Here is a 25,846-nt window from a genome sequence, read left to right on the forward strand (position 1 = left end):
GCGGCGCCTGTGGGCGCATGCAACCAGCCCGGCCATTGTGTGCCGGGCTTTTTTATTTCACTGCACCAAAAACGCCTTGAATTGCGGCGTCATCACGGCGCTAAAGCCCTCGTCGGTTTTGCTGATCAGGTAGACCGCCAGCCCTTTCTCTTCGGCGAGCTTCAACGCTTTCTCCGTGCCCAGCACCATCAGGCCGGTATCCCAGCCGTCGGCCTCGAGCGCGGTGGGGGCGATCACCGTGGCGGAAACCAACCGGTGATTGATCGGCCTGCCGGTGGTCGGATCGATGACATGGGAGTAGCGCTGGCCGTTTTGTTCAAAGTAGTTGCGGTAGCTGCCGGCGGTGCTGATGCCGTAACCGTGCAGATCCACCAGCGCCTGCACCGCATTTTCACGGTCGGTCGGCTTTTGGATTGCCACCCGCCAGGGTTTGCCCTGGCCGTTGACGCCGCGTGAAGAGACTGCGCCACCGACCGAGACCAGGTAGTTGGTAATGCCGTTGCGGTTCATCAGGCGCACCAGCTCGTCGGCGCCGTAGCCTTCGCCCAGCGTCGAGAGATCGACATACATGTCCGGCAGATCTTTTTGCAGCCACTCTCCGCGATTGTCGCTGATCAGCTTCAGGTGCTGCAGGCCGATGCGCTGCTTCGCCGCGTCGATCTGCGCCTGTTCCGGCACCTTGACCGGATGCTTGTCGGGGCCGAATCCCCACAGGTTCACCAGTGGGCCGACGGTGATGTCCATGGCACCGCCGGTATCGCGGCCGATGCGCTGGGCCATCAGCACGATATCCGCCATGCCGCGCGGGATCGGCTGCGGTTCGAGGCTGGCGCTACGGTTAAACTGCGACAGCACCGAGTCGGCGCGGTAGGTGGAGATATCGTCGTTGGCCCGTTCGAGCACCGCGTCGATCTGCCGCTGCAGTTCTTGCTTGCCGATCGCGACGTTACCGCTGACTTTAACGCTGTAGAAGGTGCCCATGGTCTTGCCGTCGATATCGATTTGCGGGCGGGAGGACGCATCGTCGCAGGCGGCGAGCAGGGCGCATAAGGCGCTGAGCAACGCCCCTTTGGCGAACAGGGAAGCCATAACATGTCCTTTGAAAACGAGAAAGCCGCTACAAATAAAGTAAAGCGCGGCAAATGGAAAGCGGATAAAGGTAAAATAGCATTTTGCTGGCGTTGCGGCTGTGCCTGAGCTAACGTCTCGCTCATGCTTTTCGCTGAGGTTTCAAGCTGCCACCATGAGTGCAACCGCCATTTCCCGGCTTATCCATCCCTTTGTCAAAGACCGTTTCCTGCATGTATTGCTGCTGGCCGGCGTGGCGATGTTCGTCTTTCATCCGCAGCCATTGGCGACGTTGGGCGGCTTTATCGACGGCCGCACTCTCATTACCCTGCTGGGGCTGATGCTGCTGACCAAAGGCGTTGAGGTCAGCGGCTACTTCGACTTCGTTGGCCGCAAGATTATCAACCGGTTGCACAGCGAACGACGGCTGGCGCTGTTTCTGGTGTTTTCCGCCGCGCTGCTGTCGTCGTTTCTGACCAACGACGTGGCGCTGTTTATCGTCATTCCGCTCACCATCACGCTGAAAAAGCTGTCGTCGCTGCCGGTTGGCCGTTTGATCATCTTTCAGGCGCTGGCGGTGAACGCCGGCTCGCTGCTGACGCCGATCGGCAACCCGCAAAATATCCTGCTGTGGAGCCGCTCCGGCCTTTCTTTCCTCGGCTTCATCGGCCAGATGGCGCCGTTTGGCGCCGCGATGATGCTGAGCCTGTTGGCGTTGACCTGGTTCAGCTTCCCGGCGCGCGACATCGTGAAAACGCCGAATACTGAGGGCTACCCCTATCAGCGGCCGCTGTTGCTGAGCTGCGTAGGGCTGTATACGATTTTCCTGCTGTGCCTGGATATCGGTCTGCCGCTGTATGGGCTGCTGGTGGTGTTCGCCGGCTTTTTGTTGCTGGCGCGCCGGGTACTGCTGCAGATCGACTGGAGCCTGATTTTCGTGTTCGCCGCCATGTTTATCGATGTTGGCCTGTTTACCCGCCTGCCGCCGCTTCAGCCGGCGTTTGCCGCCATAACCGGGCTGAGCGACGGCGGGGTGTATGCGCTGGGCGTCGGGCTGTCGCAGATCGTCAGCAACGTGCCGGCCACCATTTTGCTGCTCAACTATGTGCCCTCCAGCGCGCAACTGGCCTATGCGGTCAACGCCGGTGGCTTCGGGTTGGCCATCGGATCGCTCGCCAACCTGATTGCGCTGCGCATGGCGGGGGAGCGCAAGATCTGGTTGCGCTTCCACTATTACTCGCTGCCGCTGCTGGCGTGGGCCGCGCTGGTCGGCTGGCTGTTGAGCTAACTCTGATTACCGCTCTGCCGGGCGGCCAACAGGCAAATGCTGCGGGTCACCTGGTAGGATTTCACGAAGGCGCTGACGGGTAAAAACTCGAAGCGCGAGTGGAAGTTATGCGCGCCGGTGAAGTAATTGGGCGTCAGGATGCCGCGGCTCGAGAGCGCCGCGCCGTCGGTGCCGCCGCGCATTGGGATCACCTTCGGCGGGATGCCGTGGGCGGCAAGGGCGCCGAAGATCAGATCGATGGCGCGCCGATCTTCGCCGATGGCGTTGCTGATGTTGCTGTAAATGTCGCTGATGCTGCAGCTGACGTTGGCGCGCGGATAGTTGGCCGCCACCTGACGCACCGTCTCCTCAAGGCGAGCTTTACGCGCCTCGAAGGTTGCGCGATCGAAGTCTCGAATCGACACCTTCAGCGTCGCCTGATTGGCATTGGCGGCCAGATCCGTGAACCAGAAATAGCCCTCGCGCCCGTCGGTGTGTTCCGGAGTATCCTGCACGTCGAATCGGTTGATGATGTCGTTGGCGATGCGTATCGGGTTGATTAACACGTTTTTCGCCGACATCGGGTGGGCAGTCACCCCCTCGATGCGGATCTCCGCCGACGCCGCGTTGAAATTCTCGTACACCACTTCGCCCAGCTCGCAGCAGTCGATGGTGTAGGCGAAATCGACGGCGAAACGCTGCAGATCCAGCGCCTTGGCGCCGCGCAGGCCGATCTCTTCATCCGGCACGAACGCCACCACGATATCACCGTGGCGATCGGCCGCGGTCAGGTTGGCCAGCAGCGTCATCACCACGGTGACCGCCGCCTTGTTGTCGGCACCCAGCACGCTGGTGCCGTCGCTGAACAGGATCTCTTCGTTGCGGTAGGGCAGGATCTCCGGGTGCTCGGCGGTGCGCAGCCAGATGTCTTGCTCGGCGTTCAGACATAAATCTTCGCCGGTGAAGCGCAGGCGCTGCGGGCGAATCTCGGGCGACAGGCCGACGTCCACGGTGTCGATATGGGTGATAAAGCCGATGCGCGGCGCGCCGGGTTGGGTGCCGGGCTTGCGGGCGGTGACGGTGGCGTGTTCGTCTATCTGCACCTCGGCCAGGCCGAGCCGGCGCAGCTCTTCCGCCAGCAGTTGCGCCATCTCATGCTGCCCCGGCGTGCTGGGCAGGGTGGTTGCGGCGGCGTCGCTCTGGCTGGTGACCGCCAGGTAGCGGAAGAAACGTTCGGTGAGCTGTTCGGCAATCGGGCTCGTCATCGGAACTCCTCGCGGTTGGCAATCTACCGGTTTTAAAACGAAATCAGCCGTTTGTCCAACGATGCAATGCGTAAACCGCCAGAATGCGAAGCATCGCGCAGAAACGAAAAATAGCGGTGAAACTAGGAAATCGTCGCAGGTTTCTGCGGCAAAATCGGTGTTAGCTGTGGGCCGGGAAGCGCCCGCATAACACTTATCTGTCCCTCAAGGAGAATTCATGCACACCGGTCACGCTCTGCTTATCACCTTATTGTCCCTTGGCCTTTCTCACAGCGCCTGGGCGTCTGCCGATACCGGGCATGCCAACAGCAACGCCAACAGCCGCGAAGTGGCCAGCGCGCTGGGCGGCCTGAAAAACAAAACCTACGAGCTGGAGCAGGCGCCGAAGATCCGCGTCGCCAGCTTCAATATCGCCGCCGGCAAGGTCAGCGACATGACCGCCATCGCCAAGGCGATTCGCGCGATGAACGTCGACGTGGTGGCGCTGCAAGAGGTGGATAAACTCACCGCCCGCAGCGGCCGGGTCGATCAGGCGGCAGAGCTGGCGAAGCTGACCGGCATGCAGGCGGTGTTCGGCCGGGCGATCGATTTCGACGGCGGTGAATATGGCCTGGCGTTTCTCTCGAAATATCCGCTGCACGATGCGGTGATCTATCCGCTGCCGTCCGGCCAGCGTGAACAGCGCATCGCCTTTAGCGCCAAGGTCGACGTGCCGGAGTTCCCGGCACCGATCACCCTGTTCAACGCTCACCTCGATACCAAGGAAGATCCGACGATGCGTCTGGATCAGGTGCGGGAGCTGAACGATCGCGCCATCGAAGTGCGGGGCATCAAGCTGCTATTCGGCGACATGAACGACGTGCCGGGCAGCGTGACCTGGCTGGAGCTGAGCCGCTATTGGAACGACATCATGCCTAACGGGCAAGATGGCCGCAGCTGGCCGGCGGAAAACGCCGAGATCAAGGTGGATTACATCTTCACCGGCAACGCGCAGCGCTGGCATCTGGACAGCCTGACGGTGCCGAACGCCAGCGGCGAGTGGAACGGTGTGCATTGGCCAGCGGTGAGCGACCACCTGCCGCTGGTGGTGGAGATGCGCCTGACCGAGCAATAAATCGATCGGCATCCCATTGGGGCCGGGTTAAGCCGCCACAATCTGCGCCAGCCGCTCTACAGCGCTGCGGATCTCGCCCGGCGCCAGGGCCGAAAAGCCTAGCAGCCAGCCGTCGCGCTGCGCCTGCGCCGTCTGGTATTGTGCCGTCAATCCGGGCGTGAGGATGCCGAGCCGCCGCGCCTGCCGGCTGAGCGCCGCCTCCTGGCCGGTCGGTAGCCAGACGCTAAGCTGCAGGCCGCCGGCGGTGGGAGCGGGCGTGGCGAAGTGGCCGAGTTTTTCGCGTACTTCCGTCAGCAACACATCGCGCCGGCTGCGGTAGAGCTGGCGCATGTAGCGAATATGTGCGGCGAAGTGCCCCTGGTGGATGAATTCGGCGGTGACCGCCTGCATCAGCTGCGCGCTGTGGCCGTCATAGACCGTGCGCGCGGTGACGAACGCGTCAACCAGCGTGGGCGGGACGATCAGGTACGCTAACCGCAGCGAGGGGAACAGCGATTTGGAGAAGGTGCCGAGGTACAGCACCCGGCCACGGCGATCCAGGCCCTGCATCGCCGGTATCGGCAGGCCGTCGTAATGAAACTCGCTGTCGTAATCGTCCTCGATGATCCAGGCCTGCTGCCTTTCCGCCAGCGCCAGCAACGCCAATCGGCGTGCCAGGCTGAGTGCTGCGCCGGTCGGATATTGGTGCGAGGGGGTCAGATAAATCAAACGTGGGTCGGGCAAGGAGGGGCGAGCACGCAGGCCGTCGTCGTCCACTGCGACCGGCGTCAGGGCGGCACCGGCGCTGATAAAGGCGTTTCTTGCCCCCGTGTAACCCGGTTCTTCCATCCAGACGCTGTCGCCGCCGTCCAGCAGCAGCGTGGCGATCAGCTGCAGCGCCTGCTGCGAACTGGTCAGCACGATAACCTGCCGTGCATCGCAGATCACGCCGCGCGTTTGATTGACGTGGGCGGCAATCGCTTCACGCAGCGGTAAATAGCCCTGCGGATCGCCGTAGCGCAGCAGGCTTTCTCCCTGTAGCCGCAGGCGCTGTGCGGTCAGTTGCTTCCACAAGGCCAGCGGAAACGCCCGCAGATCCGGCGAGCCGGCGGCAAACGCCTGTGGCTGCTGCGGATCGCGGCAGCCGCCCGTTTGCACGATCTGTTGGCCGCGCTGCGAAAGACGCGGCATGCCGGAGCTGGTCGCCGGCGGCGGTGATTTGGCGATGGTAATCGCCACAAACGTGCCCTGGCCGACGCGGCGCTGCAAATATCCCTCTGACTCCAGCCGACCGTAGGCCGCTTCGACGGTCACCCGCGAGAGGCCCAGATCGCTGGCCAGCACCCGGCTGGAAGGCAGGCGTTGCCCAACGCTCAATGCACCTTGGTGAATGGCCTGCCGCAATGCACCGCACAGGCGATCGCGCAGCGTGCCGAGGGCGTGGGGCGATTGCTGAAACAACGTGACCAGCGAGTGCCGCATAATGGGCCTTATTACGGTTGGGAAATGGGTATCAATCATAAGACCAAAATGGGGCACTATTGTCATCTGTCTTGATGCACGGGAGTGGGCGGTATGTCGAAAGAATCATTGGTGCTGGCTTTTCCTCCGGCGGCACCGGAAGAGAGCCTGGCCTACCTGGCGGCCAAACTGAGCCGCTATGCGGATGCCTGGGACGTGGCGGAAGATCTGCGCAATGGCGTGGACGGGATGGTAGTGATCGACACCCGCGCGGAGGCGCTGTACGCCGCCGGGCATATTCCCGGTGCGCTCAGTTTGCCGCATCGCCTGATGGATGAAGCCGGCACGGCGCAGCTGGATCGCCAAAAGGTGTATGTGACCTACTGCGACGGCATCGGCTGCAACGGTTCTACCAAAGGCGCTTACAAGCTGGCGAAGCTGGGATTCAGGGTGAAGGAGCTGATTGGCGGGCTGGACTTCTGGCTGCGCGACGGCCATCCGTTGGCCATCGGCGAACAGCCGGGATCGCTGCGCGATCGGGCGGCTGTGGTGGACTGCGGCTGCGCCTGAGGCGTTAAAACACCAGCGCCAGCACGACCGCCAGCGCCAACAGCAACAGGATCAGCGCCACGGCCGGCTTGCTGAGCGCTTTCTGCAGCGGCAGAGGCAGGGCGGCGATCAGCGGGTTGAGCAGCGGCTGCGGCTCGACAGCGTGGCTGACGATAGGCTGGGCCTGGCCGGCTTTTTCCAGGCGGCGGGCAAACAGCTGATGAATGGCGTCGCTCATTTGCGGATGCGTCAGCGGCGCATTGGCGCCGCAGTTGAAGCGCGCCTGGCAGTAGTCGTTCATCTGCTGCAGCTCTTGCTCGTCCGCCGGTTGTTTGAGCGTCGCCAGTAGGTTGTTCAGCGTCGGCGCGCTCTGTGGGCTGAGCGCCACCTTCACCTGTAAAAACTGGTTCAGCAGCTGGAAGTGGCGCGCCGGCAGCGGATCGTTGGTTTTCACGCCCGCCAGATCAAACAGCGTTTGCCAGATTTTAGCCGGCGCTTCGCCGGTGGCAGCGCTGAGTTTGGTAACCTGCTGCTGCAGGCTTTGATGCTCTGCGGGCAGCAGCGGGCGATCGCTGGTGGCGGTTTGCTGCGGCTGAGGAATGGTCAGGCCGCCGGTCTGCAACAGATTGAGCACCTGCTGCAGCTGCGGTGGGCTCAGCTGGCTCAGTACCGTGTGGCCGAACTGCTGGCGAATAAAGTCGCTGACCGCCTGGCGGTTGTTGCCCTGCGGCAGCAATTCGGCCAGCTGTTGCAACAGTTGGCGCCCGGCGTGGTTTTGCTGGGCCTGCGTCAGGCGTGTTTGCAGCAGCTGTTCCGCCGGTTGAAAATGACGCGCCAGCAGTTCACCGCCGTTGTCGGCGCCGAGATCGTGACGCAGAGACGCCCAGATCTCCGCCGATTTTGCCGGGCTGAGCGTCATGATTTTCACGATCAGTTTTTCCAGCGTCGTGCGCTGCGCTGGAGAGAGGGGTTGATCGTCAGTGGCCGCCGTTTTGCCCGGGGAGGGAGGGCGTTCGCCGGCGATTGGGGTGCCCGGCCCACTCAAAGGTTGCATATCACCTGTCCTTCGCTGTGTATCCCCGCAGTGTGCCTGGAGGAGAGAATCGTCATCGTACCCGGCGAAAAGCGCAGGTTTACCCACTATGATACCTGTAAATCGCCGCCATCAATACCGCCGCTCAGACATTTCTTTACCGACAAAACGTTGCTAATCGCGCCCGCGTCGCTAAGATAACCCCAGACCCGAACATGAGGATGGCATGGTTAAACGGCAGCGGATTGCAAAATGGTTTTTATGCCTGGCTTGCCTGGTGGTGCTGACGTGCATGACCCAGCGCATGGCGGGCCTGCATGCGCTGCAGCAAACGCTGGGGATCCCGGCGGCCATCGCCGTTCAATCCGGTGACGTCGCCGCCGAAGCGCAGCCGACGCCCTGTGAACTGAGCGCCAAATCATTGCTGGCCGCGCCGCCGGTGATGTTCGAAACCGCGCTGTTCGGGCTGGGTCTGCTGCTGGCGCTGTTGGCGCCGACCATCGCCGCGCGCCTGCGCATCCCTCCTCCTCGTGCCATTTCACCGCCCACCCTCAGGGTGCACCTTCGATTATGCGTTTTCCGTGAATGAGTTAATCGCCCGTTTTTCGCGGTGAATTAATCATTTATGGAGAATTAACATGTTGAAAATTATCAGGCTGGCCTGCGCTTGCCTGTTTATGCTGTGGCTGCCTGCCTTGCAGGCGGCGGACAGCGGCTGGCTGCAAAATCCGGCCAACGATCATGCCAAGGTGCGGCTGCGTGCCGACACGTCACAGCCGGGGGAGACCCGCTTGCTGCTGTCGGTCGAGCTGCAAAAGGGCTGGAAAACCTACTGGCGTTCCCCAGGCGAAGGCGGCATCGCGCCGGCTATCGTCTGGCAGGGCAACCCGCCGCCGGCGACCTGGCACTGGCCGACGCCGCAGCGTTTCGAGGTGGCCGGTATTTCCACCCAGGGCTATCACGATCGGGTCACGCTGCCGATCGTGATGCCAGGCCAGGTATCCGGCCCGCTGGCGGGCACCCTGACGCTATCTACCTGCAGCAACGTCTGCATTCTGACCGACTATCCGTTCAGCCTGGATCTGACGACGCCGAACGATCCGCAGTTCAACCACGACTTCGCGCAGGCGATGGGGCAGGTGCCGATCGCCGCCGGGGTGGCGGAGAGCGTCAAGGCCGGTTACCGCAACGGCGAGCTGCAGATTGCCGCCGAACGCGCCGATGGCTGGCAACAGCCCGCGCTGTTCTTCGATACGCTGGCGGATGCCGATCTCGGCAAACCGCAGGTCGAGACCGACGGTGCTCAGCTGCTGGCGCGAGTGCCGGTCAGCGATGGCTGGGGCGATGCAGCGCCGGATCTGCGCGGCAAAACGCTGACGCTGGTGATCGACGACGGCGGCATGGCGCAGCAGATTACGCTACCGATTGGCGATCCGCTGGCCGCGCCCGCCGGTGCGGCGTTCCCGTTATGGCAGGCGGTATTGATGGCGCTGGCGGGCGGGTTGATCCTCAACCTGATGCCGTGCGTCCTGCCGGTATTGGGTATCAAGCTCGGCTCCATCCTGCAGGTGGAGCGGCGCGATCGGCGCAGCGTACGGCTGCAGTTCCTGGCATCGTCGCTGGGTATCGTCGCCTCGTTTATGGCGTTGGCCCTGTTGATGACGCTGCTGCGCCTCGGCAATCACGCGCTCGGCTGGGGCATTCAGTTCCAGAATCCGTGGTTTATCGGCTTTATGGTGTTGGTGACGCTGCTGTTCAGCGCCAACCTGTTCGGCCTGTTCCACCTGCGCCTCTCGTCCGATCTGAACACGTCGCTGGCCACCCATAACGGGCACGGGCTGAGCGGCCATTTCTGGCAGGGCGCGTTCGCCACGCTGCTGGCGACGCCGTGCTCGGCGCCGTTTCTCGGCACGGCGGTGGCCTTCGCGCTGGCGGCGTCGCTGCCGGTGCTGTGGGGCATGTTCATCGCGCTCGGCATCGGCATGAGCCTGCCGTGGCTGCTGATCGCCGCCTGGCCATCGCTGGCGCTGCGTTTGCCGCGCCCCGGCCGCTGGATGAATACCGTCAAGCTGGCGATGGGGCTGCTGATGCTGGCGTCGTCGCTGTGGCTGCTGAGCCTGCTGAGCAACCATATCGGCGTGCAGGCTACGCTGTGGCTGGGGGCATTGGCGCTGCTGGCGTTGCTGCTGGCGGTATGGTGTCAGCAGGGCGCACGGTTGGCGGCCAAGCTGGCGGCGGGCACGTTGGTGCTGGCAGGCGTGGCCTTGCTGGCCGGATCGCTGACCGCCGGCCTGTGGCGCCAACCGTTGCAGGATCGGGTGCAGTGGCAACCGCTGAGCGAACAGGCGATTGCCGAGGCGCTGGCCCAGCATAAGCGGGTGTTCGTCGACGTGACCGCAGACTGGTGCGTGACCTGTAAAGCCAACAAATTCAATGTGCTGCTGCGCGATGACGTACAGCGTGCGCTGAGCGCCGATGACGTGGTCGCGCTGCGCGGCGACTGGAGCCGCCCGTCGGCCGACATCAGCGCCTTCTTGCAAAAGCGCGGCAGCGTCGCCGTGCCTTTCAACCAAATCTATGGCCCCGGCAGCCCGGACGGCGAGGTGTTATCCCCGCTGTTGACCCGTGACGCCGTGCTGCAAACGCTTTCCCATGCCAAAGGAACCGAACAATGAAAAAGCTACTGATTTTACTGATGATCATCGCCGCCCCGGTGTGGGCCGCCGAGCCTTTCACCCCGGCACAAGAGGCGCGTATCAAAGAGATGATCCGCGAAACGCTGGTGTCCAACCCGGACATTCTGGCGCAGGCGGTGGACGCCTGGCAGCAGCAAACCGCCGGCCAGCAAATCAGCCAGGCTATCAAGCAGAACGCCAAAACGCTGTACCAGGATCCGGCCAGCCCGCGCCTGGGCGCCGCCAACGCCAAACTGACGCTGGTGACCTTTACCGACTATAACTGCCCGTACTGCAAGCGTTTTGATCCGATGCTGGAGAAGATCGTCAAGCAATACCCGGACGTGGCGCTGGTGGTGAAGCTGCTGCCGTTCAAGGGCGAAAGCTCGGTCAGTTCGGCGCGCGTAGCGCTCACCACCTGGCAACAGCACCCGGATCAATTCTGGGCCCTGCACCAGCGGCTGATGGCGAAAAAGGGCTTCCACGACAACGCCAGCATCGCCGCCGCGCAAGAAAAAACCGGCGTCAAGGCGGTGGCGCCCAGCGAACAGAGCATGAGCACGCTGCGCACCAATATGGAGCTGGCGGAACAGCTGGGCGTGCAGGGGACGCCGGCGACGCTGATCGGCGATCGGATGCTGCCGGGGGCGGTGTCGTATGAAGAGCTGGAAACGATGGTGAAACAGCAGCTGGCGAAGGCAAACAATGGCTAAGCTCAAGCGCTGGGGGCGCGAGTTGTTGTTGCTGGCGCTGATCGCGCTGGCGGTGGTGACGGTGATGGATTGGCTGAACGCGCCGCAGGCGCCGCCGGCCTTCGATGCTCAGACCCTGACCACGCTGGACGGCGAGCGCGTGTCGTTGGCGCAGCTCAGCCATGAGCGGCCGCTGCTGGTTTACTTCTGGGCCAGCTGGTGCGGAGTCTGCCGCTTCACTACGCCGGACGTCGCCCGTTTGCAGGCGGCGGGCGGCAACGTGCTGACCGTCGCGCTGCGTTCGGGCGACGATACCCAGGTGAAACACTGGCTGGCGCGCAAACGGCTGGCGCTGCCGGTGGTCAACGATCCGGCTGGTACGCTCTCGGCGCAGTGGCAGATTGGCGTGACGCCGACCTTCGTGGTGGTCTCGCAGGGCAAGGTGGTGCAGAGCACCACCGGCTGGACCAGCTACTGGGGGATGAAGCTGCGGCTGTGGTGGGCCGCCGTCTAACCGGCGTTTTTCTCCGTTATCACCTCCTCAATCGCCCGGCATAGCCGGGCGATACCTTCTTCAATCTGCGGCGGCGAGTTGGCGGCGAAGTTCAGCCGCAGGCCGTGTGCGCCCAGCTGTTCCTGCGCATAAAAGCATTCGCCGCGCGCGAAAGTGACGCCGTGTCGCCAGGCCACCGGCATCAGTTCGGTGGTGGTTACCGTCGCGGGCAGCGTCAGCCAGATAAACAAGCCGCCTTGTGGCGTTTCGAAACGGCACCCCGGCGGCAACCGCCGTTGCAACGCGTCGATCATCACTTCCAGATGGCGGCGGTAGACGCGCCCGGCGCGCCGCAGCTGCTTGTCGTAACGGCCGACGGTGACGAACGCGTCCAGCGCGCGCTGGATCAGACTGGAGCTGGTGAAGCTGTCGACGTGTTTCAGCCTGGCGAAACGCTGATAGTGTTCGCTGTCCGCCACCAGATAGCCGATGCGCATGCTGGGCAGCAGCATCTTGGAGAAGGTGCTGACGTAGATCACCGCGCCCGGCTGCGCCAGCGCGCGCAGCGACGGCAGCTGCTTGCCCTGGTAACGCAGATCGCCGACGAAATCGTCCTCCAGGATCACCACGCCGGCCTGTTGGGCGATCGCCAGCAGGCGTCGCCGACGCGCCTCGCTCAGGCAGCGGCCGGTCGGGTTGTGGAAATTGGGGATGGTGTAGATCAGTTTGGGGCGGTGGCGTTCTAACAATTCCGGCAGCAAATCCACCCGCATGCCGTGGCGGTCGCCCGGTACGGTGACGATATTGATACGGTGCTGGCGCAGCAGGCCCAGCGCTTCGGCATAAGTCGGTTCTTCGACGATCACCGTATCGCCCGGCGCCAGCAGGCTTTGCACCACCAGGCTGATGGCATGCTGCGAGCCGTTGGTGATCAGCACCTGTTCCGCCTGCGTGGGGATGCCCTGCGCGCTGAGAATGCGGCTCAGCGTATCGCGCAGCGGGTAGTAGCCGCAGTATTCCCCGTAGCTGAAGGCCTCTTCCGCATGGCGGCTGAGCACCGACAGCAGCACTTTGCGAAACGCCTCCAGCGGAAACACCTTAGGGCTGCCGACGCCGGCGGCGAAGTTGATCAGCCCCTCCGGCAGCGGGGCGTCGGCGTAGCCGTCCAGCCGCGAGGTGAGGGTGGTGAAGCTCTCCAGCGGGAATGGGGCATCGCTGCTCGGCCGGGCCGGGCGCGTTTGCGCCTGCGGGTGCGCAACATAGGCGCCGCTGCCGCGCCGCTGATGCAAAAAGCCCTTGGCCGCCAGTTCGGCGTAGGCGTTGTCCACCGTTAAACGGCTGACCGCCAGTTCGGCCGCCAGCGTGCGCGTCGAGGGCAGTTTGTCGCCATCGACGAACACGCCGGTGAGGATGGCGCGCCGCAGCGCTTCTTCGATCTGTAAATAGAGCGGAACGTCCTGCTCGCGATCCAACGGGATATGCATGCGAAATTGGCCCGGTTATGGAGAGTGATTTTTACTATACCCCATGTCAACAGGGCTTCAAGCGCAGAAAAGTGGCCTGCATGACAACGCCGTAAAGTGGCTATAGTGAGAAAAAATGGCCGCGTTACACTGTCCGCCTGAGCATTTACGTCGCCATTTTTCCGAGGATCTCATGTCATTACCGTCAGACGTTTCCGCCCGGCCGGCGCTGCCCGGCGCGCGCCTCTTTCAGGGCAGCCACCAGGGTTACGTCATCGCCATGATCAGCGCCATGCTGCTGGCCTTTACCGCCATCATCATCCGCGCGCTGACCGAGTACTATCACCTGCCGACCTTCGTGCTGGCGTTCTGGCGCGCGGCGCTGGTGGCGCTGGTGCTGTTGCCGCTGCTGTTGCTGGTGAAACCGCAGTGGGCGCGCCTGCGCCGTGAACAGGTGGTGTTCTACGCGCTTTACGGGCTGCTGCTGGCGCTGTTCAACAGCCTGTGGACACTGTCGGTGGCGCTGAACGGCGCGTCGGTGGCGACCATTCTGACCTACTGCTCGGTGGGCTTTACCGTGTTCCTTGGCTGGGTGATGTACAGCGAACGCCTGACGCTGCGCCAATTGCTGGTGATCGCCATCAGCTTGGGCGGCTGCTTCCTGGTCAGCAACGGCGACAGCATGGGGAACAGCCACTTTGATCTGCTGGGGCTGCTGGTGGGGATGCTGTCGGGCATCGGTTATACCCTGTATACCCTCGGCGGGCGGGTGGCCAGCGAACGCGGCTATCCGGTGTGGAACACCATCCTGTACGTGTTCGGGTTTTCGGCGCTGTACCAGCTGGTGTTCAACGCGGCGCTGACGGCGTTCCCGCTGGCGGCGTTCCACGGCATGGCCGGCTCTCTGTGGTTCCTGTCGCACGGCGCACAGGGCATCCAGTGGAGCGGCTGGCTGTTGCTGCTGGCGCTGGCCGCCGGGCCGACGCTGCTGGGCTTCGGGCTGTACAATATCAGCCTGAAAACGCTGCCGCTGGCGGTGGCCAACCTGATCCTGTCGCTGGAACTGGTGTTCACCGCGGTGATCGCCTATTTCCTGCTGGGGGAGAGTATGAATCAGCTGCAGCTGCTGGGCAGCGCGCTGGTGATGGGCGGGGTGCTGCTGTTGAAAAGCAAGACCGCCGAGGCGTGATCGGTTACCATTACGCCTCGCAAGAGAGGTCGTAATGATGAATAACCCGAGATTGAAACGAGCGCTTATCGCTTGAATGGCCGTGTTGAGTGAACGACAACACGGCCACAGACATTCCGTTCCGTGGCTTTTATTCCCGTAACAAGAGAATACGCCATGTCCGAAAAACACTGGTCCAAAACCGAGCTGCTGCATCAGACGGTGACCAACCCGAATATCATCGTCAAAGGCACCCACAGCTACTACAGCGACTGCTGGGATAACGGCTTCGAACGCTCGGTAGTGCGCTATCTGCACGGCGACGCGGTCAGCCGGCAATGGCAGCCGCTGGGCGAAATAGACCGCCTGCTGATCGGCGATTACGTGTGCATCGCGGCCGAAGCGGTGATCCTGATGGGCGGCAACCATACCCATCGCATCGACTGGCTGAGCCTGTATCCGTTTATGGCAACCATCAAACAGGCGTACCGCCCCAAAGGCGATACCCGGCTGGGCGACGGTTGTTGGATTGGCATGCGGGCGATGTTGATGCCAGGGGTCTCGATAGGCGAGGGGGCGATCGTCGCCGCCGGCAGCGTGGTGGCCGGCGATGTTGAACCCTATGCTATCGTCGGCGGTAATCCGGCGAAGTTTATCCGTTGGCGATTCGCGCCGGAAATCATCGCGCGTTTGCTTGCCCTGCGCCTCTATGACTTGTCCGAGGCGGACTTTGCGGTGATTCAACCTCTGCTCGCCGATGACGATATCGGGGCGCTGGAAAAGGGAGTGGCGGCGCTACGCCGTTAAAAATAAACGGGCGGGAACTCCCCGCCCGTTTTGCGTTACTCGGCCTTGGCCTCGGCCGCCGGTTGGCGGCGTTTGCGCATCAGGCGCAGCAGCGGCGGCAGCGCCAGTACCGCGACCGCCAGCACCAGCAGCGTTTGCGCGATGCTGCTGCTCCACAGAATGCCGAATTCGCCGTTGCTGATCGACAGCGCACGACGCAGATTCTGCTCCAGCATCTCACCCAGCACAAAGCCCAGAATCAGCGGCGACATCGGGAAGTGCATTTTGCGCAGGATGTAGCCGAACACGCCCAACCCGACCATCAGCAGCAGGTCGAAGGTGGTGCTGTGCACCGCATAAACCCCCACCGCCGATACCGCGGCGATCGCCGGCACCAGGAACCACAGCGGGATGGTCAGCATGCGGGTGAACAGGCCGACCAGCGGCAGGTTCATGATCAGCAAAATGACGTTGGCGATCAGCAGCGCGGCGATCAGCCCCCAGACGATATCCGGCTGTTCGGTGAACATCGCCGGGCCAGGGGTGATGTTGTACAGCGTCAGCGCGCCCATCATCACCGCCGTGGTGCCGGAACCCGGCACCCCCAGCGTCAACATCGGAATGAACGAGCCGCAGGCCGAGGCATTGTTGGCCGCTTCCGGCGCCGCTACGCCGCGGATGTCGCCCTTGCCGAAGGTGTCGCTGTTGCCGCTGATTTTCTTCTCGGTCATGTAGGTCAGCGCACTGGCGATAGTGGCGCCGGCGCCTGGCAGAATGCCGACGAAGAAGCCGATCACCGACGAGCGCAGGGTAGGGCCTGCGCACTGCGCCGCCTCTTTGCGGTTGAACAGCAACCGGCCGGTTTTACGCACCAGCTTTTGCCCGGCGCTGGTGCTTTCCAGCATCAGCAGGATCTCGCTGACCGAGAACAGGCCGATCACCACCACGATAAACTGCACGCCGTCGGAGAGGTGCACGCTGTCAAAGGTAAAGCGGTAAACGCCGGTGTTGGCGTCGACGCCCACCGTCGCCAGCCCCAGGCCGATCAGCGCCGCCAGCAGGGATTTCAGCGGGTTTTGGCTCATCATGCTGCCGAGGCAGGCGATGGCGAACACCATCAGGGCGAAATACTCCGCCGGGCCGAAGGCCAGCGACCAGCGGGCCAGCAGCGGCGCGAACAGGATGATGCCGCCGATGGCGATCATCGATCCGACGAACGAACTGACCGCCGAGATGGACAGTGCCACGCCGGCGCGCCCCTGCTGTGCCATCGGGTAGCCGTCCAGCGCGGTCATGATCGCCGCCGCGTCGCCCGGCACGTTGAGCAGAATCGATGAGATGCGCCCGCCATACTCGCAGCCGATATACACCGTCGCCAGCAGGATCAGCGCCGATTCGGCCGGCAGCTTGAGGGCAAACGCCAGCGGCAGCAGGATCGCTACGCCGTTGATCGGCCCGAGGCCCGGCAGCAGGCCGACGATGGTGCCGACGAAGCAGCCGATCAGGGCGATAATCAGGTTCTGCGGCACCAGTGCCACTTCGAACCCTTGGGTCAAATACATCCAGGTATCCATCATCGCTCCCGTTAGCTCAGCCAGGCGCCGAGCGGCAGTGTGACATCGAGAAGTTGGTCAAAGGCGTAATACAGCGCTGCGCCCATGACGACGCCGGAAATGGCCGCCGCCGGCAGGCTGGCCTGAAACAGCAGGCCGATGCTGAACGTCAGCAGCGCGGTCGCCAGCGGGAAGCCCAGCCATTCAAAGCCCCAGGCATACAGCACCAGGGTGATCACCAGCACCAGCAGCCGCTGCAGCACCGTGTTGTGCGGCCACTCCACCGCCTGCGGGCGGCGCAGCAACAGCAGGGCCGCGCACAGCGCCATCAGGCTGAGGATCGCCAGCGGGAACGGGCGCGGCCCCAGCGGTTCATAGCTGTATTCACTTTGGATGCCCCAGCCGATGAACAGCCCGCCGATACACAGCAGCAGCCAGAAGCCGGCAAAAATACGATCGCTCATGGTTTTCCCCTGCGGTTATTTGGCCAGGCCGAACACTTTCGCCTGCTCACGGTATTGGGCAACCTGATTCTTCACGTAGGCGTCCAGCTCTTTGCCGGTCATGTTGAACTCGAACAGGCCGCGCAGATCGCGCTGCTGCTTGAATTCGTCGGTCGCCATCATTTTCTGGAAGGTGTCGATCCACCACTGATACTCTTCATCGCTGACTTTCGGCCCGACGTAGAAGCCGCGAATGATCGGCCACACCAGGCTGTATCCCTGCTCTTTGGCGGTGGGAATATCGGCCAACTGACCCGGCAGACGTTGCTCGGCATATACCGCCAGCACGCGGATCTTGTCGCCCTGCAAATAAGGCACCATCTCGCTCAGGTCACCGGAGACCGCCTGGATATGGTTGCCCAGCAGCGCGGTTACCGGTTCGCCGCCGCCTTCGAATGCCACATAGCGCATCTTGCGCGGATCCACGCCGACTTCGCGCGCCAGCAGCGCAGTTTTCATCCAGTCCTGGCTGCCGATGGAGGCGCCGGCGCCGAACACTACGCTGTTGGGATCTTTTTGGAAGGCGTCCATCAGGTCTTTCAGGGTCTTGTAAGGCGAATCGGCGCGCACCGCGATCATGCCGTAGTCGGTACCGACCGCCGCCAGCCATTTCACGTCGTCCACGTTGTAGCGGCCGAACTTGCCCTGGGCCAGGTTGAGCAGCGAGCCGCCGGAGAAGGCCACCACGGTGCCGAACTCCGCCGGCCGCTGCGCGACGATGGCGTTATAGGCCCACCGCACCGACGCCGCCGGGCATATAGGTGACGCGCATCGGCTTATCGATGGCCTTGGTGTCCTGTAGTGACACCTGAATCAGCTTGCAGGTCAGATCGAAGCCGCCGCCGGGCTTGGCCGGCGCGATACATTCGGTGCGTTTGGGCGCTTCCACGGCAAAGGCCTGATTGGCCGCCAGCAGCAGGGCGGCGGCGGTAAAGGTACGGGTCATTATTTTTTTCATTGTGACTTGCCCTCGGTATTGTTCTGGTTGTGAAATCCCGCTGGATGCGGTTGCAGGATTGTTAAAACAACAACCTTTCATTTACCTTTCAGCGGCCGGAAAAGTTTCCAGTCTGTGATTGGGGTCGCTTGTCGCCAGCGAATCACAGGTGCGCTACCATAGAAAGGAAGAGAAGAACAGGGGGCAAAACCGGCAAAAATCCTGCGTAATATCAGGTTTGCGGTTCTGCTTTCGCGATAAAATCATGAGCAATGAAATGAATAGAGACGCAGCAATATGTTTTCGTTAGGGAAATTGTTTGGTGGCAGGGACAGCGCCAAAGTGTGCGCGATTAAACGGCTGCCAAAGGTCTATGCAGAGATGACCGGTGAAACCGGGCAGTGCCGTTTAAAGCGGCTGCGTGCCGATATTGGCGTGTTTGAGCTGCATTTCGTTAACGCCGACGGTGAAAAGTATGCTTGCCAGATGACCGCCTGCGTGACCGGCATCGATCTGGTGTTTGCCGCCAACAATCGCTCCGTGCTGGTTTCTTCGCCGTTTACCGCCGACCAGCTGCGCCCGGTGCTGGACATTGCCGTTGCCGATAGCCCCATTCCGCTGATCTGATACCGTCCTGCGATCGCGCTCCATACGCATAATTGTGTGCCAGCTCCCAAAACTGGCGGCGCGGCGCTCTTTTATCCCCTTATTTTCCATGCCATTCTCTGTTATCGACCTGTTAACAAGCGCGCTGTTGGCGCCAGGTTGTTCAGGTAAATCAATGGAATGGAAACATGCGACTGTTATTGGTTGAAGATCACCCCGAGCTGTCTCACTGGTTGCAAAAGGCGCTGACCGGCGCCGGCTTTGCCGTCGACGTCGCCCCGGACGGCGTGGCGGCCGATCATCTGTTGCTCAACGAACGCTATGCGCTGGCGGTATTGGATGTGGCGCTGCCACGTTTAAACGGCCTGGATTTGCTGGCGCGCCTGCGCAAGCGCGGGCAGGATCTGCCGGTACTGCTGCTGACGGCGCGCACCGACGTGGCCGATCGGGTGAAGGGCCTGAATTTGGGGGCGGACGATTACCTCACCAAGCCGTTCGAACTGGACGAGCTGGAAGCGCGCATTCGGGCGCTGCTGCGCCGCAGCGTCGGCGCCGCGCAGCCGGCGTTGCAGTACGGTGCGTTGACCTATCACGACGAAGGCTATTTCCTGCTGGAGGGCAAGCCGCTGGCGCTGACGCCGCGCGAGCTGGCGGTGTTGACCGCGTTGATGCACCGGCGCGGCCGCCCGGTGGCCAAGCAGCAGCTGTTTGAGCAGGTGTTTACGCTGTCTGACGAGGCCAATCCGGAGAGCATCGAGCTTTACGTACACCGTTTGCGGAAAAAGCTGCAGGGCAGCGACGTGGCAATCATCACGCTGCGCGGTCTGGGTTACAGCCTGGAGCTGTGCAATGCGGTGGTTTAACGCGCCGCGTTCGTTGTTCTATCAACTGCTGCTGTTTTTTGGCCTGCCGCTGGTGGCGTTGGGCGGCATCTCGATCTACACCCACTATTTTAGCGCCATGAGCGCCGCTACCCTGGCTTACGATCGCACGCTGCTGGCGTCGGCGCGCACCGTAGCGGAGCGGCTGGTGGTGCGTGAAGGCAAGTTGGCGGTCGATGTGCCCTATGTGGTGCTCGACAGCTTCGAGCGCAACATGAACGATCAGCTCTATTACGAGGTGATCTCGCCGCAGGGGAAAAGCATCTCGGGCTATGACGATTTGCCGCCTTTGCCGCCCCATATCCCGCGTTCCACGCTCTACCCGGCGCTGGTGCATTTTTACGATGCGGAATACCTCGGCAGGCCGATCCGCGTGGCGGCGCTGTTTCAACCGGTCAACGAGTCGGGCGTGAGCGGCATGGCGACCATTCTGGTGGCGGAAACCCTGGAGTCGCGCCGTTACCTGGCGCGGCAGATGATGATCGCGGCGCTGCTGAGCCAGGGCACGGTGGTGGCGTTAACCCTGATCCTGGCGTTCGCATTGCTCAAGCGGGTGTTGAAGCCGATGCGTAAGCTCTCCGGCATCATGCTGCGGCGCGATCCGGGCGAGCTGACGCCCTTGCCGCGGGTATTGCCATGGTCGGAGATGCAGCCGCTGCTGGTGGCGTTCAATCGCTATATCGGACGGCTGCGGCTGATGGTGGCGCGTCAGGAGCGCTTCAGCGCCGACGCTTCGCACCAACTGCGCACGCCGCTGGCGGTGTTGAAGACTCAGGTTGGGGTAGCGCTGGCCAGCGACCGGCCACAGCAGTGGCGCGAAAGCCTGCAGGCGATGAGCGCGACGCTGGATAATACCGTGGCGTTGACCGACCGCCTGCTGCATCTTTCACGCCTGAAGGCCAGCGAGCACCAGGCCGATCGTAAGTTGCAACCGGTCAACCTGACGCAGGTGCTGCGCGACGCCTGCTTTTCCCGCTTGCCGCAGGCGCGCAGTAAACAGATCGATCTCGGGTTCGAAGGCGAGGCGGCGTGTCAGGTGGCAGGGGAGCCGCTGCTGTTGGCCGAGCTGTGCGCCAACCTGCTGGACAACGCGCTGAAATACACGCCGCGTCAGGGCGTGGTGACCGCGCGCCTCACTCAGGATAAGGCGGCAGGGGAAGGCGTGCTGGAGATAGAAGACAGCGGCCCCGGCATCGCCTTGCAGGACAAGGCGCTGGCGCTGCAGCCGTTTCACCGGCTGGACAACGTGGGCGATCAGCCGGGCGCCGGATTGGGACTGGCGTTGGTGAAAGACATCACCGCGTATCACGGCACCCGCCCGGAGCTGCTGAGCTCCGCCGCGCTGGGCGGCCTGTTGGTGCGGGTGCGTTTCAGGCTGCTGCCTTAAGCCTGTTCTTTGCAGGACTCTGCGTTGGCCGCCGGGGCTTTGGCTTTACGCGTCAGCGGCGTGCGCAGCCGCTGCGACAGGATCACGCCCAGCAAGGTGATGCCGCCGCCGATCAGGTGGTAACCGTGCAGCTGTTCATGCAGGAACAGCACGGCGATAGCGGCGGTAAACACCGGCGCCAGGTTCATGAAGATCGAGGCGGTGTTGGCACCCAGGCGCATCACGCCCTGGATCCACAGGAACGGGGCGATGATCGAAGCCGGAATGCCGGCGAACAGCACCAGCGGCAGGTTATGGCCGTTCAATCCGACATCCTCCGCCATCAGGAAATTAGGCAGCAGCAACAGCACGCCGAACAGGATCTGCACATACAGCGATTGCCAGTTCGGCAGCGCGATGGCCCAGCGTTTGGTCAACACCCCATACAGCGCGTAAGAGGCAGTGGCGAGCAGCATCATCAATTCCCCCTTGCCAATACCGTGCTGCAGCAGCACGCCGGGCTGACCGCCGCTGACCAGCCAGATCAGGCCGCAGAAGGAGAGTATGCTGCCGAGCAGCACGCCGACGGTCGGCGCAATGCGCAGCAGTACGATGCTGATCAGGATGGTCAGCAGCGGGATCAGCGACACGATGATGCCCATAAACAGCGCGCTGACGCTGTGCGCGGCGTAATACGCCAGGCTTTGGTACAGCACCATGCCCAGCAAACCGAGGATCATCAATTTCCACCAGTTGGCGCGCACCTGCGCCCAGTTGCGCAGCACGCCCGGCAGCACGAACGGCGTGAGGGCAATCAGCGCCAACAGCCACCGGTAGAGCGAGATGGCCGCCGGATCGATGGCGGTGGCGGAGAGTTTGCTGACGACGGCGTTAATCGACCAAATCAGCACGGCCAACAGTGGGAAGAGCATATTCATGATAATTATTCTCAATAACGTCCAACATGCTGGCTAGTCTACGCGTGTCCGGTTTATCATATATAGCGATATCCAGACAAAAATCGGCGTAAACAAGACAAATCACGGGACGAAACCATGCCAGAAATCCGCCATTTCCCTGAGTCGTTGATCCCGGCGCCCAACCCGGTGCAGTTCCGCTGCGAGGAGTTCAACGCGCGCACCGAATTTCAGCCGCACAGCCACACCTGGGGCCAGTTGATGTGGGTCAAAGCCGGGGTGATGGTGCTGCGCATCGGCGGGCAGCGCTTTCTGGCGCCGCCGGAGTTCGTGCTGTGGGCGCCGACCGGCATCGAACACTCCTGTTATAACCAGCGGCTGGCGCAGTGCCGCATGGTGGACATCACGCCGGCGCTGTGCACCGGCATGCCGGCCGACCCCTGTCTGGTGAGCGTAACGCCGATCTTCCGCGCCATCGCCGAGGATTTCTATGCGCGCAAGCAGTACATTCCGCAGGCGGAGGAGGATTTGCGTCTGTGCCAGGTGCTGATCGACCAGCTGCGCCTGTCGCCGCGCCAACAAACCTATCTGCCGTCGTCGGACGACAAATTTTTGGCGCCGGTGCTGGAAGCGCTGGAGCACTGCCCGGCGGACAACACCTCGCTGGCGGCGTGGGCGGCTCGGGTCTACACCACCGAGCGCACGCTGTCGCGCCGCTGCCAGCAGGATCTGGGCATGTCGTTCAGCGAATGGCGCCAGCGCCTGCGTTTCCTGCATGCCGTGTCGCTGCTCGAGCAGGGCAAGACCGTGCAGGACGTGGCGTTGGACGTCGGCTACAGCTCCGCGTCGGCCTTTATCGTCATGTTCCAGCAGATCGCCGGCACCACCCCTGAGCGCTTTCGCCGTGCCTGATTCAGTGGCACACTATTTCGCAGACAAATAGCCGTAAACCGTCGGAGAACGCAGTGAAAATTCTGGTTGATGAAAATATGCCGTACGCGGCCGAGCTGTTCAGCCGCCTGGGCGACGTGCAGGCGGTGCCGGGCCGCCCGATCCCGCGTGAGGCGCTGGCGGATGCCGATGCGCTGATGGTGCGCTCGGTCACCAAGGTCAATGAAGCCTTGTTGGCCGGCAGCCGCATCGGCTTTGTCGGCACCGCCACCGCCGGCACAGATCACGTCGATGACGCCTGGCTGCAACGGCAGGGCATCGGCTTTTCCGCCGCGCCGGGTTGCAACGCCATCGCGGTGGTCGAGTATGTGTTCTCTGCCTTGATGCTGTTGGCCGAACGCGATGGCTTCCATCTGCGGGATAAAACCGTCGGCATCATCGGCGTGGGCAACGTCGGTTCCCGTCTGGACGCGCGCCTCAAAGCGCTGGGTGTGCGCACGCTGCTGTGCGATCCGCCGCGTGCCGATCGCGGCGACGCCGGGGAGTTCTGGCCTTTGGAGAAGCTGGTGGCCGAGGCCGATGTGCTGACCTTCCATACGCCGTTGAATAAATCCGGCCCATACCATTCGCTGCATCTGGCGGACGCCGAGCTGTTGGCGGCGCTGCCGGACAACCGCATTCTGATCAACGCCTGCCGCGGGCCGGTGGTGGATAACGCCGCGTTGTTGCAGGTGCTGGAAAAGGGCAAAAAGCTGAGCACGGTGCTGGACGTGTGGGAACCGGAGCCGGATCTCTCCTTGCCGCTGCTGGCGCGGGTGGATATCGGCACTGCGCACATCGCCGGGTATACGCTGGAAGGCAAGGCGCGCGGCACCACTCAGGTGTTCGAAGCGTTCAGCCACCATCTGGGGCAGCCGCAGCAGGTGGCGTTGGCCTCGCTGCTGCCGGTGCCGGAGTTCAGCCAGATCCGCCTCAACGGGCCGCTGGATGAAGCGCGGTTAAAACGATTGATGCACTTGGTGTATGATGTGCGCCGCGATGATGCGCCGCTGCGCAAAGTCGCCGGGCAACCGGGCGAATTCGATCGCCTGCGCAAGCACTATCAGGAACGCCGCGAGTGGTCTTCGCTGGCCGTGCAATGCGATGACAGCGCCAGCGCCGAGCTGCTCGGCAAGCTGGGCTTCAGCGTGGCATAGCGCGTAAGGTTGTCTTAAGCCAACGCCGCTACAGTGAGCGGCAAAGATTATCGGGCGGTGGCTGCACTGCCCGTCTGCTTTTATGAATGAAATACTCTGGAGAAAACCCGATGTCTGACGGCTGGAATATCGCGCTGCTCGGCGCCACTGGCGCGGTAGGTGAAGCGTTGCTGGAATTGTTGCAGGAACGCCAGTTCCCGGTGGGTGAGCTCTATCCTCTGGCAAGCGAACGCAGCGCGGGCGCCAATGTGCGCTTCAACGGCAAGTCTCTTCTGGTGCAAAACGCCGAAGAGTTCGACTGGTCACAGGCGCAGCTGGCCTTCTTCGTCGCCGGCAGCGAAGCTTCCGCGCGCTATGCCGAAGAAGCCGGCAACATGGGCTGCCTGGTGATCGACACCAGCGGCCTGTTCGCCATGGAGCCGGATGTGCCGCTGGTGGTGCCGGGCGTTAACCCGCAGGTGCTGGCGGATTACCGCAACCGCAATATCGTGGCGGTGGCCGACAGCATGGTCAGCCAGCTGCTGACGGCGATCAAACCGCTGACCGAACAGGCGGGGCTGTCGCGCCTGCACGTCACCACGCTGATGTCGGTATCGTCGCGCGGCAAGGTGGCGGTGGACGACTTGGCCGGCCAGAGCGCGCGCCTGCTGAACGGCATCCCGGCCGAGGAGGGCGTTTTCGGCAAGCAGCTGGCGTTCAACCTGTTGCCGCTTGTCGCCGACGAGCAGGGCAGCGTGCGCGAAGAACGCCTGATCGTCGATCAGGTGCGCAAGGTGTTGCAGGATGAAGGGCTGCCGATTTCGGTGAGCTGCGTTCAGTCGCCGGTGTTTTACGGCCACGCGCAGGTGGTGCACCTGGAAGCGCTGCGCCCGCTGTCCGCCGAAGAGGCGCGCAGCGAGCTCGAAGAGGCCGAGGACATTCAGCTGAGCGAAGAGGACGATTACCCGACTCAGGTCACCGAAGCCTCCGGCAGCGATGTGCTCAGCATCGGGTGTCTGCGTAACGATTACGGCATCCCTGAGCTGCTGCAGTTCTGGACGGTGGCGGACAACGTGCGTTTCGGCGGCGCGCTGATGGCTATCGAAACCGCCGAACGTCTGGTGCAGGAGCAGATGTACTGATGTCTGAGGTGGTCTCGCCCGTTCAGCCGACGCTGAAGATCGCGCTGGGCATCGAATATGACGGCAGCCGGTACTACGGCTGGCAGCGGCAGCAAGAAGTGGCCAGCGTGCAAGCGCGCCTGGAGCAGGCGTTGAGCAAGGTGGCGGATGCGCCGATTACCGTGCTGTGCGCCGGGCGTACCGACGCCGGGGTGCACGCCACCGGGCAGGTGGTGCATTTCGAAACCACCGCGCGCCGCAAGGACGCCGCCTGGACGATGGGGGTGAATACCCATCTGCCGCCGGATATCGCGGTGCGTTGGGTGAGCCCCGTCGCCGACGATTTTCACGCGCGCTTCAGCGCCACCGCGCGTCGCTACCGCTATATTATTTTCAACCATCGCTACCGGCCGGCGGTGCTGCAACAGGGGGTGACGCACTTTTATCACCCGCTGGATGCCGAACGCATGCATCGGGCGGCGCAGGCGCTGCTGGGCGAGAACGACTTCACTTCGTTCCGCGCGGTGCAATGTCAGTCGCGCACCCCGTGGCGCTGCGTAAAACACGTTAAGGTTACGCGCTACGGCGAATATATTGTGGTAGATATCAAGGCGAATGCCTTCGTGCATCACATGGTTCGCAACATCGTCGGCAGCCTGATGGAGATCGGCTGCGGCAATCAGGATGAGAACTGGATGGCCGAGTTGCTGGCGCTGAAAGATCGCAATCTGGCGGCGGCGACGGCGCGAGCCGAGGGGCTGTATCTGGTTGCCGTGGATTATCCCGACCACTTTGGTCTGCCGCGGCCGCCGATGGGGCCGCTGTTTTTGCCCGACGATTAAACGCCGGCACGCCTGAAAGCGTCGCTCCCTTGTGCTTCTGC

24 protein-coding genes and 1 pseudogene are annotated in these 25,846 nt (G+C 62.9%); 16 read left to right on the forward strand and 9 right to left on the reverse strand.

The annotated features are described in order from the left end of the window. Nucleotides 1–57 precede the first annotated feature (57 nt). Nucleotides 58–1,089, reverse strand: a complete 1,032-nt coding sequence (gene apbE / locus FUU19_RS18950; protein WP_230490629.1) for an FAD:protein FMN transferase ApbE — start codon at nucleotides 1,087–1,089, stop codon at nucleotides 58–60. Nucleotides 1,090–1,243: 154 nt separating this feature from the next. On the opposite strand from apbE, the gene FUU19_RS18955 reads away from it, so the two are divergent. Beyond that, a complete protein-coding gene (locus FUU19_RS18955) occupies nucleotides 1,244–2,356 on the forward strand; it encodes an SLC13 family permease (protein ID WP_230490630.1) in 1,113 nt (370 codons plus the stop codon). Here the strand turns inward: FUU19_RS18955 and pepT are convergent. Continuing rightward, entirely contained in the window at nucleotides 2,353–3,600 is a 1,248-nt protein-coding gene (pepT, locus tag FUU19_RS18960) for a peptidase T (protein WP_230490631.1), read from the reverse strand. The two genes, FUU19_RS18955 and pepT, sit on opposite strands and share 4 nt — an antisense overlap. A 217-nt stretch (nucleotides 3,601–3,817) precedes the next feature. Here pepT and FUU19_RS18965 point away from each other — a divergent pair, with 217 nt between their 5' ends. Further along, the gene (locus FUU19_RS18965; protein WP_230490632.1) at nucleotides 3,818–4,714 is read left to right on the forward strand and encodes an endonuclease/exonuclease/phosphatase family protein; all 897 of its coding nucleotides are present in this window, start codon (nucleotides 3,818–3,820) and stop codon (nucleotides 4,712–4,714) included. Between the two features lie 27 nt (nucleotides 4,715–4,741). Here the strand turns inward: FUU19_RS18965 and pdxR (FUU19_RS18970) are convergent, their stop codons facing one another. Next, a complete protein-coding gene (gene pdxR / locus FUU19_RS18970) occupies nucleotides 4,742–6,175 on the reverse strand; it encodes a MocR-like pyridoxine biosynthesis transcription factor PdxR (RefSeq protein WP_230490633.1) in 1,434 nt (477 codons plus the stop codon). Between the two features lie 93 nt (nucleotides 6,176–6,268). On the opposite strand from pdxR (FUU19_RS18970), the gene FUU19_RS18975 reads away from it, so the two are divergent. Continuing rightward, the gene (locus tag FUU19_RS18975; RefSeq protein ID WP_141967528.1) at nucleotides 6,269–6,724 is read left to right on the forward strand and encodes a rhodanese-like domain-containing protein; all 456 of its coding nucleotides are present in this window, start codon (nucleotides 6,269–6,271) and stop codon (nucleotides 6,722–6,724) included. 4 nt (nucleotides 6,725–6,728) lie between these two features. On the opposite strand, the gene flk is transcribed toward FUU19_RS18975, so the two are convergent. Beyond that, nucleotides 6,729–7,757: a flagella biosynthesis regulator Flk gene (gene flk / locus FUU19_RS18980; protein WP_197759457.1), complete on the reverse strand. Its 1,029-nt coding sequence runs from the start codon at nucleotides 7,755–7,757 to the stop codon at nucleotides 6,729–6,731. Between the two features lie 205 nt (nucleotides 7,758–7,962). Between flk and FUU19_RS18985 the strand changes: the two genes are divergently transcribed. From FUU19_RS18985 to FUU19_RS19000, 4 genes are read left to right on the forward strand one after another with little or no spacing between them, the layout of a single operon-like run. Beyond that, nucleotides 7,963–8,325, forward strand: coding sequence for a copper resistance protein (locus tag FUU19_RS18985; RefSeq protein ID WP_141967532.1), 363 nt, complete (start codon nucleotides 7,963–7,965; stop codon nucleotides 8,323–8,325). Nucleotides 8,326–8,374: 49 nt separating this feature from the next. Next, a complete protein-coding gene (locus tag FUU19_RS18990) occupies nucleotides 8,375–10,411 on the forward strand; it encodes a protein-disulfide reductase DsbD family protein (RefSeq protein ID WP_230490634.1) in 2,037 nt (678 codons plus the stop codon). Continuing rightward, nucleotides 10,408–11,124: a DsbA family protein gene (locus tag FUU19_RS18995; RefSeq protein ID WP_230490635.1), complete on the forward strand. Its 717-nt coding sequence runs from the start codon at nucleotides 10,408–10,410 to the stop codon at nucleotides 11,122–11,124. Before FUU19_RS18990 ends, FUU19_RS18995 begins: the two co-directional genes overlap by 4 nt. After that, nucleotides 11,117–11,617, forward strand: a complete 501-nt coding sequence (locus FUU19_RS19000) for a protein disulfide oxidoreductase (RefSeq protein ID WP_047730177.1) — start codon at nucleotides 11,117–11,119, stop codon at nucleotides 11,615–11,617. The genes FUU19_RS18995 and FUU19_RS19000 overlap by 8 nt, the downstream gene beginning before the upstream one ends. Here FUU19_RS19000 and pdxR (FUU19_RS19005) read toward each other — a convergent pair. Further along, a complete protein-coding gene (gene pdxR, locus FUU19_RS19005) occupies nucleotides 11,614–13,080 on the reverse strand; it encodes a MocR-like pyridoxine biosynthesis transcription factor PdxR (protein WP_197834057.1) in 1,467 nt (488 codons plus the stop codon). The two genes, FUU19_RS19000 and pdxR (FUU19_RS19005), sit on opposite strands and share 4 nt — an antisense overlap. A gap of 172 nt (nucleotides 13,081–13,252) precedes the next feature. On the opposite strand from pdxR (FUU19_RS19005), the gene FUU19_RS19010 reads away from it, so the two are divergent. Together FUU19_RS19010 and FUU19_RS19015 are read left to right on the forward strand one after the other, a co-directional pair. Beyond that, nucleotides 13,253–14,248 carry a DMT family transporter gene (locus FUU19_RS19010; protein WP_230490637.1) on the forward strand — a complete coding sequence of 332 codons (996 nt, stop codon included), beginning with the start codon at nucleotides 13,253–13,255 and terminating at the stop codon, nucleotides 14,246–14,248. Nucleotides 14,249–14,404: 156 nt separating this feature from the next. Beyond that, nucleotides 14,405–15,034, forward strand: coding sequence for a CatB-related O-acetyltransferase (locus FUU19_RS19015; RefSeq protein ID WP_141967546.1), 630 nt, complete (start codon nucleotides 14,405–14,407; stop codon nucleotides 15,032–15,034). Nucleotides 15,035–15,069: 35 nt separating this feature from the next. Here the strand turns inward: FUU19_RS19015 and FUU19_RS19020 are convergent, their stop codons facing one another. The 3 genes and pseudogenes from FUU19_RS19020 to FUU19_RS19030 form a co-directional block, all read right to left on the reverse strand. Then, entirely contained in the window at nucleotides 15,070–16,587 is a 1,518-nt protein-coding gene (locus FUU19_RS19020) for a tripartite tricarboxylate transporter permease (protein ID WP_016926872.1), read from the reverse strand. Nucleotides 16,588–16,598: 11 nt separating this feature from the next. After that, nucleotides 16,599–17,030 carry a tripartite tricarboxylate transporter TctB family protein gene (locus FUU19_RS19025; protein ID WP_230490638.1) on the reverse strand — a complete coding sequence of 144 codons (432 nt, stop codon included), beginning with the start codon at nucleotides 17,028–17,030 and terminating at the stop codon, nucleotides 16,599–16,601. Nucleotides 17,031–17,045: 15 nt separating this feature from the next. Beyond that, nucleotides 17,046–18,027: pseudogene (locus FUU19_RS19030) on the reverse strand (Bug family tripartite tricarboxylate transporter substrate binding protein). A 360-nt stretch (nucleotides 18,028–18,387) separates the two neighbouring features. Between FUU19_RS19030 and FUU19_RS19035 the strand changes: the two are divergent. The 3 genes from FUU19_RS19035 (at nucleotide 18,388) to FUU19_RS19045 (ending at nucleotide 20,880) form a co-directional block, all read left to right on the forward strand. Beyond that, nucleotides 18,388–18,633 (forward strand): hypothetical protein, encoded by a 246-nt coding sequence (locus FUU19_RS19035; RefSeq protein WP_230490639.1) that lies wholly within the window; start codon nucleotides 18,388–18,390, stop codon nucleotides 18,631–18,633. Nucleotides 18,634–18,800: 167 nt separating this feature from the next. Then, nucleotides 18,801–19,475, forward strand: a complete 675-nt coding sequence (gene tctD / locus FUU19_RS19040; RefSeq protein ID WP_123892214.1) for a transcriptional regulator TctD — start codon at nucleotides 18,801–18,803, stop codon at nucleotides 19,473–19,475. Further along, entirely contained in the window at nucleotides 19,462–20,880 is a 1,419-nt protein-coding gene (locus FUU19_RS19045) for a sensor histidine kinase (RefSeq protein WP_230490640.1), read from the forward strand. Before tctD ends, FUU19_RS19045 begins: the two co-directional genes overlap by 14 nt. Here the strand turns inward: FUU19_RS19045 and FUU19_RS19050 are convergent. Beyond that, nucleotides 20,877–21,797: a DMT family transporter gene (locus FUU19_RS19050; RefSeq protein WP_049207333.1), complete on the reverse strand. Its 921-nt coding sequence runs from the start codon at nucleotides 21,795–21,797 to the stop codon at nucleotides 20,877–20,879. The genes FUU19_RS19045 and FUU19_RS19050 overlap by 4 nt on opposite strands. 117 nt (nucleotides 21,798–21,914) lie before the next feature. Here FUU19_RS19050 and FUU19_RS19055 point away from each other — a divergent pair, with 117 nt between their 5' ends. From FUU19_RS19055 to truA, 4 genes are all read left to right on the forward strand, one after another. Continuing rightward, nucleotides 21,915–22,688, forward strand: a complete 774-nt coding sequence (locus tag FUU19_RS19055) for an AraC family transcriptional regulator (protein ID WP_230490641.1) — start codon at nucleotides 21,915–21,917, stop codon at nucleotides 22,686–22,688. A gap of 53 nt (nucleotides 22,689–22,741) precedes the next feature. Continuing rightward, nucleotides 22,742–23,863 carry a 4-phosphoerythronate dehydrogenase PdxB gene (pdxB, locus tag FUU19_RS19060; protein ID WP_230507305.1) on the forward strand — a complete coding sequence of 374 codons (1,122 nt, stop codon included), beginning with the start codon at nucleotides 22,742–22,744 and terminating at the stop codon, nucleotides 23,861–23,863. A gap of 110 nt (nucleotides 23,864–23,973) precedes the next feature. Continuing rightward, on the forward strand, nucleotides 23,974–24,984 hold the full coding sequence (locus FUU19_RS19065; RefSeq protein WP_197834061.1) for an aspartate-semialdehyde dehydrogenase: 1,011 nt from the start codon (nucleotides 23,974–23,976) through the stop codon (nucleotides 24,982–24,984). Next, a complete protein-coding gene (gene truA, locus FUU19_RS19070) occupies nucleotides 24,984–25,805 on the forward strand; it encodes a tRNA pseudouridine(38-40) synthase TruA (protein ID WP_197834062.1) in 822 nt (273 codons plus the stop codon). The genes FUU19_RS19065 and truA overlap by 1 nt, the downstream gene beginning before the upstream one ends. The last annotated feature ends 41 nt before the right edge of the window (nucleotides 25,806–25,846 follow it).

This window comes from Serratia montpellierensis (assembly GCF_020858655.1).
Taxonomy (GTDB): Bacteria; Pseudomonadota; Gammaproteobacteria; order Enterobacterales; family Enterobacteriaceae; genus Serratia; species Serratia montpellierensis.

Bases quoted from the DNA above. Each gene is read 5' to 3' on its own strand.
- FUU19_RS18955 (WP_230490630.1), top strand. From the start codon at position 1,244: ATGAGTGCAACCGCCATTTCCCGGCTTATCCATCCCTTTGTCAAAGAC.
- truA (WP_197834062.1), top strand. From the start codon at position 24,984: ATGTCTGAGGTGGTCTCGCCCGTTCAGCCGACGCTGAAGATCGCGCTG.
- FUU19_RS19055 (WP_230490641.1), top strand. From the start codon at position 21,915: ATGCCAGAAATCCGCCATTTCCCTGAGTCGTTGATCCCGGCGCCCAAC.
- FUU19_RS19050 (WP_049207333.1), bottom strand. From the start codon at position 21,797: ATGAATATGCTCTTCCCACTGTTGGCCGTGCTGATTTGGTCGATTAAC.
- pdxR (WP_230490633.1), bottom strand. From the start codon at position 6,175: ATGCGGCACTCGCTGGTCACGTTGTTTCAGCAATCGCCCCACGCCCTC.
- FUU19_RS19035 (WP_230490639.1), top strand. From the start codon at position 18,388: ATGACCGGTGAAACCGGGCAGTGCCGTTTAAAGCGGCTGCGTGCCGAT.
- FUU19_RS18995 (WP_230490635.1), top strand. From the start codon at position 10,408: ATGAAAAAGCTACTGATTTTACTGATGATCATCGCCGCCCCGGTGTGG.
- FUU19_RS19020 (WP_016926872.1), bottom strand. From the start codon at position 16,587: ATGGATACCTGGATGTATTTGACCCAAGGGTTCGAAGTGGCACTGGTG.
- FUU19_RS19015 (WP_141967546.1), top strand. From the start codon at position 14,405: ATGTCCGAAAAACACTGGTCCAAAACCGAGCTGCTGCATCAGACGGTG.
- pdxR (WP_197834057.1), bottom strand. From the start codon at position 13,080: ATGCATATCCCGTTGGATCGCGAGCAGGACGTTCCGCTCTATTTACAG.
- FUU19_RS18965 (WP_230490632.1), top strand. From the start codon at position 3,818: ATGCACACCGGTCACGCTCTGCTTATCACCTTATTGTCCCTTGGCCTT.
- FUU19_RS19000 (WP_047730177.1), top strand. From the start codon at position 11,117: ATGGCTAAGCTCAAGCGCTGGGGGCGCGAGTTGTTGTTGCTGGCGCTG.
- apbE (WP_230490629.1), bottom strand. From the start codon at position 1,089: ATGGCTTCCCTGTTCGCCAAAGGGGCGTTGCTCAGCGCCTTATGCGCC.
- FUU19_RS18985 (WP_141967532.1), top strand. From the start codon at position 7,963: ATGGTTAAACGGCAGCGGATTGCAAAATGGTTTTTATGCCTGGCTTGC.
- tctD (WP_123892214.1), top strand. From the start codon at position 18,801: ATGCGACTGTTATTGGTTGAAGATCACCCCGAGCTGTCTCACTGGTTG.
- FUU19_RS19010 (WP_230490637.1), top strand. From the start codon at position 13,253: ATGTCATTACCGTCAGACGTTTCCGCCCGGCCGGCGCTGCCCGGCGCG.
- FUU19_RS18990 (WP_230490634.1), top strand. From the start codon at position 8,375: ATGTTGAAAATTATCAGGCTGGCCTGCGCTTGCCTGTTTATGCTGTGG.
- flk (WP_197759457.1), bottom strand. From the start codon at position 7,757: ATGCAACCTTTGAGTGGGCCGGGCACCCCAATCGCCGGCGAACGCCCT.
- FUU19_RS19025 (WP_230490638.1), bottom strand. From the start codon at position 17,030: ATGAGCGATCGTATTTTTGCCGGCTTCTGGCTGCTGCTGTGTATCGGC.
- pepT (WP_230490631.1), bottom strand. From the start codon at position 3,600: ATGACGAGCCCGATTGCCGAACAGCTCACCGAACGTTTCTTCCGCTAC.
- FUU19_RS19065 (WP_197834061.1), top strand. From the start codon at position 23,974: ATGTCTGACGGCTGGAATATCGCGCTGCTCGGCGCCACTGGCGCGGTA.
- FUU19_RS19045 (WP_230490640.1), top strand. From the start codon at position 19,462: ATGCGGTGGTTTAACGCGCCGCGTTCGTTGTTCTATCAACTGCTGCTG.
- FUU19_RS18975 (WP_141967528.1), top strand. From the start codon at position 6,269: ATGTCGAAAGAATCATTGGTGCTGGCTTTTCCTCCGGCGGCACCGGAA.